This window comes from Hyphomonas sp., assembly GCF_046313735.1.
Classification (GTDB): domain Bacteria; phylum Pseudomonadota; class Alphaproteobacteria; order Caulobacterales; family Hyphomonadaceae; genus Hyphomonas.
Genome location: NZ_JBKBXW010000051.1, coordinates 1 through 5,040, shown reverse-complemented (window position 1 = coordinate 5,040; position 5,040 = coordinate 1). Strand labels below are relative to the sequence as shown.

At 66.1% G+C, this 5,040-nt stretch carries 3 protein-coding genes and 1 pseudogene; all 4 read right to left on the bottom strand.

The window, feature by feature from the left end; genetic code table 11:
- Nucleotides 1–1,618: ABC transporter permease (locus tag ACK4SV_RS15835; protein WP_409918811.1), on the bottom strand; the 1,618-nt coding region annotated here is incomplete at its 3' end.
- 14 nt (nt 1,619–1,632) lie between these two features.
- Nucleotides 1,633–3,000 carry an efflux RND transporter periplasmic adaptor subunit gene (locus tag ACK4SV_RS15830; protein WP_409918810.1) on the bottom strand — a complete coding sequence of 456 codons (1,368 nt, stop codon included), beginning with the start codon at nt 2,998–3,000 and terminating at the stop codon, nt 1,633–1,635.
- Nucleotides 3,001–3,179: 179 nt separating this feature from the next.
- Nucleotides 3,180–4,631: a sodium/proline symporter gene (locus ACK4SV_RS15825; protein ID WP_409918809.1), complete on the bottom strand. Its 1,452-nt coding sequence runs from the start codon at nt 4,629–4,631 to the stop codon at nt 3,180–3,182.
- Nucleotides 4,631–5,040 (bottom strand): annotated as a pseudogene (locus ACK4SV_RS15820) (MFS transporter); the annotation flags it as partial. The pseudogene ACK4SV_RS15820 and the gene ACK4SV_RS15825, both read right to left, overlap by 1 nt.

Sequence of the window (5,040 nt, the reverse complement as noted above, 5' to 3'; positions counted from 1 at the left end):
TCACCCCGATGCCGCCAACCAGCAGCGAGATCGCCGCCACCGAGCCGAGCAGGATGGAGAAGGAGTTCTGCGTCTCCTGTACCGATTCCAGGATCGCGGCGGTGTTGCGGATCTGGAAATCCTCCGTCCCGTGGCGCGACAGGAGGAGCGCATGCACCGCCGCCTCGGTTTCGGCCATACGGCGCGTATCATCCACGGCGACGGTCATCGAGGAGAGGTAATTCTGGCCGAACAGCCGCATCATGCCCGTGGAGATCGGCACCAGCGCAACATCGTCCTGATCCTGCCCCCATGAGGTCGCGCCGCGTTCTTCGAGGATGCCGGCAACTTCGAATGGCGCACCGGCAATGAACACATATTGTCCGACAGCGGAGGACAGATTGTCGAACAGGTTCCCGGCGGTGGTCGTGCCGAGCACCACTGCGCCGATCCGGCCCTCGACATCATCGCGGGTGAAGAAGGTGCCGTGCATCAGCTTACGGTTCTGGGCGATGGGCCAGTCTTCGGATGTGCCTTCGATGGAGGTCTGGTAATCGCGCCCGCCGACTCGCAGCGTAGAGTTCCCGTTCCGCGCGGGCACAGCTGCGAGGATATTCTGCAGTTCGCCGACCGCCTGCGCATCTTCAATGGTCAAGGTCGCGATGGCGCCGCCACGTACCCGCTGGCCCGGCGCGCCAGGGCGCACGAAGAGCAGGTTCGGCCCCATCGATTCAAACCGCGCCATGACCTCCGCCCGGCTGCCCTCGCCAATGGCGAGCATCGCCACCACGGCCGAGACGCCAATGATCACGCCGAGCAGCGTCAACGCTGTGCGGAACAGGTTCGCGCGCAGGGAGCGAAAGGCCATCTTGACCGATTCCAGAACCTGCACGATGGGTGACGGTCCGCGGCGGGCATAGCGGTAGACGGCCTCGGTCTCGGGCGCCGCGGCGTCTGCGCCGCTGTCGGAAACGATATGGCCGTCGCGGATCTCGATGACGCGTTTGGCGCGGGCCGCGACCTTTGGGTCATGCGTGATCAGGATGATCGTGCGGCCTTCATTGTGCAGTTCTTCGAGCAGGTTCAGGAGGTCATTGCTGGAGCCGGAGTCGAGCGCGCCGGTCGGCTCGTCCGCCAGAATCACCTCGGCGTCATTGACCAGCGCCCGGGCGACCGCCACGCGCTGCTGCTGGCCGCCGGATAGCTGGCCGGGCTTGTGATGGATCCGGTCGCCAAGGCCGAGACGCCCGAGCAATTCGCCTGCCTTCTCCTTGCGCTCAGCCAGTTTCAGGCCCGCATAGACGGCCGGGATCTCGACATTTTCGGAGGCCGTGACGCTCGCCAGCAGATTATAGCGCTGAAAGATGAAGCCAAAGGTCTGCCGCCTAAGCGAGGCCAGCGCATCGGCTTCGAGTTCGGCAATGTTCTGCCCCCGGATCGTATAGGTGCCGGCGGTTGGCCGGTCGAGGCAGCCGAGAATGTTCATCAGTGTCGACTTGCCGGAGCCCGACTGGCCGATGATGGCTACATATTCGCCGGAGCGGATGGTCAGCGACACACCGTCCAGCGCGCGCACTTCGGTGTCGCCCGCACCGTAATAGCGGTTCACAGTCTTGAGTTCGATCAGCGGTGCATTCATGGCGGCGTGTTCCATCAGCCCCGGCGCATGCCGGGAGGCGGTCCGCCGCGCTGTTGGCCCTGCGGCGGGCCGGCCGGACGCTGCAGCGAGACTTCACCGGTCACGACAATCTGGCCGGGCTCGAGCCCCTGGATGATTTCGGCATGGGTGCGCGTGCGCAGGCCGACCAGCACCGGCTGGGGACGGGGCGTACCGTCGGCGGTCATCACCAGCACCATACCGGGCTCGGCGTCGGGGTTCGCTTCACGGGCGGCGCGCATCGCGTCGCGGTTGCCGCCGTCACGTCCGCCGCCGCGCGGCGTGGCAGGCTCGCTGGCTTCCGCCTGCATCAGACCTCCGCCGGTGCGTGCAGGACGGCCCTGGCCGGCTTCCGCCGTCTGACGGCCCTGCGCGCCGCCGGGACGTTGGCCCCGGCCGGGCGAAGTTTGCAGCGCCGTCACTGGCACCAGTACGGCGCCCCGGGCTGCACCCGTGAGGAAGAAGACCTGCGCCGTCATCTGCGGCTTCAGGCGGCTCTCGGGATTCTCGACATCCAGCAGTGCCTTGTAGAGCACCACATCATTCAGCACTTCCGGCGTCGGCAGGACCTGCCGCACGGTGGTCGGCCAGCGCCGCGCTGCGTCGCCCAGCGTTGTGAACCAGGCGTCCTGGCCGGGCTCGATGCGCAGCACATCGGCTTCGGAGACATCCGTCTCGACCGTCATGATGGAGAGGTCCGCCAGCGTCAGGATGGTCGGCGCCGTCTGGGCCGCATTCAGCGTCTGGCCTTCGACCGCCTCGAGCGAGACGACCGTGCCACTGATCGGGGCATAGATATTGGTGAACTCCAGCGTCGCGCGCTGGGCGCGAAGCGTGGAAGACTGGCGCGAGATCTGGGCATTGATCGCTTCGATCCGGCCCTGCGCGACGGTGTATTCCGCCTGCGCGGCTTCAAAGTCGGCCCGCGCGACCGCGTCATTCTCGAACAGCATCTTGGCACGCTCGAAATTCGCGCGCGCCAGGCCGAGCGAGGCCTGCTGCTGCTTGCGGGTGGCTTCCAGCTCGCGCAGCTGCGCTTCGCTCGCTTCCACATTGGTCTCGGCAATCGTTGCGTCGATCCGGGCGACCAGGTCGCCGCGCTCCACGAAGTCGCCCGCCTCGACGAACAGCTCGTTGAGCTGGCCGGAAACTTGGGCGCCGACCGCGACCGTCTCGCGCGGCAGGATCTTGCCAGCCGAGGAGATCGTCACTTCCAGGTCGCCGCGCGTGACTTCCGCCGTCTGGTATTCAGGCGGTTTTTCCGCGCCCCAGATGGCTTGCCAGGTGAACCAACCGCCAATAGCGACCACGAGCGCGGCCGGGATCCAGACCCAGCGGCCGGTGAGAAATGCAGGCTTCAACATGAATACTCGTCAGTAAAACGGTGGACTTTCAGGGGTTAAACGCCGCGTGCCTATGTTTCCGTCGCAGTAAACTGCGCAAAATGACAAGCTGGCTTCACCCGCCTTCTACGCCGGTTACACCCGTTCCGATGACATTTCGTTGCTGCGCCGGGGCAAATTTGCGCCTGCCTGCAACAGGTTCAGCCAGACGCCGGTTCGCCTGCCGCTTCCGGCGGCGTCTCGGCATGCGCGACGCTGCGCGGCCGTGACAGCACCCAGCCGATCAGGAGCGGCGCCAGGATGCCCGGCAGGCCTTCATAAATGCTGGTGTGCCAGCCAAGGCCGAAGCGCCAGATCAGCGCCGTGCTGACCCCGATCACCAGCATCGCGATGGCTACCGGCTGCGTCACCGACCGGCGCAGCGCGTATAGCGTCAGCAGCGGTGCAAAGGCCGAGGCCAGCGTCGACCAGGCCAGAATGACGAGATCGAACACGCTCTGGTTCTCCGATAGGGCGAGGCCGAGCGCGATGATGATCGCCACTGCCGTTGCCCCCTTCATCATCCAGGTCGTCTCCAGCCGCTGCGGCACGAGATCATGCGTGAACGCCGCCGAACAGGAGAGGACGAGGGAGTCCGCCGTTGACATGGTGGCGGCAAAGATGCCCGCCAGGATCAGCCCGACGAGGATGGGCGGCAGCAGTTCCACCGCCATCAGAGGCAAAGCGAGTTCGGGGTCGATGTCCGCGAGGTCCGGCAGGTAGAGGCGCGAGAGCATGCCCACCCCGGTCGCCAGCGCATAGAAGATGGTGAAATAGCCATAGTACCAGGCCCGCGCCTTGGCCATGTTGCTCTCCTTGTCGAGCGCCATGAACCGCACCATCACATGCGGCTGGCCGACCACCGAGAAGCCCGCAAACAGCCAGCCTACGATGAACAGGAGCAGGCCGAGCAGGCCCGGCAGCAGGAGGTCATCCGGGAAGAGATCCAGATAGCCCGGCAGCGCGCTCCATTTCTCGATGGCGCCGCTGAGCCCGCCGACTCCCGCCATCGCGGCGATGAACAGCACCGTCATCGCGATCATCATTGCGGTGGCCTGCGCCCCGTCGGTCCAGATCGAGGCGCGGATGCCGCCGACGATGGAATAGATCAGCACCATCACCGCCACCGCGACCGCCCCGGTCCAGGGGTTGATGCCAAGCACACCTTCCAGCGCCTTCCCGCCCGCCGAAATCTGCGCCGCTGCATAGGCGACGAGGAACACGACCATGATCACCGCCGCGATCCGGCGCCAGACGCCGAACGTGTCGCCATACCAGCGCGCGATGACGCCGGCGAAGGAGGCTTCGCCCGACTGGGCCGTCGCGCGGCGCAGGCGCCGGTGGATGAAGCTGGAACCAATGAAGTCGCCGATGATCCAGCCGAGCATCAGCCAGATCGAGGCGAGGCCGACCTCATAGGTGAACCCGATCACGCCGATGAACATGTAGCCCGAATTGTTGGTGGACACCGCCGACAGGCCCGCCAGCCAAGGGTTCACGCTGCTGCTGGCGAGGTAGTAATCCTTCCGGCTGCCCTTGGCCTTCCGGCCGGAGGCGAGCCCGACGAGCAGAAAGAGCGAGAGAATGACGACAAAGCTGATGGTGGTGATCATTAGGCAGGGTCCTCGAGCGGCGGCGGCGCGCTGGCCGCAAAAAGTTCAAGCTGGCCGTCGTCGGCGTCGCCGCGCGGATCGAATTCAGCAATGGCAAGACTGGTAGCGGGCGAGACGCTGAAAGGTTCGCGTGCCTCCGCTGGCGGCTGCGGCGAAACCGCCACGCGCGACAGGCACAGGAAAGCGAGCCCGCCGAGCATCACAGCGGCGAAGGCGAACAATCCGGCGCCGCCCTGCAGGAGCTGCATGGCCCCGCCGGCCAGGACCGGCCCCGCCACCGAACCAACGCCCCAGACGACGAGGATGCCCGCCATCATCGAGGTAATCTCGTCATTGTCCGCCCGGTCGGCCGCATTGGCGACCGCGACGGCATAATAGCTGAGCGAGCCAGCCCCGAAGACTGCCGCCA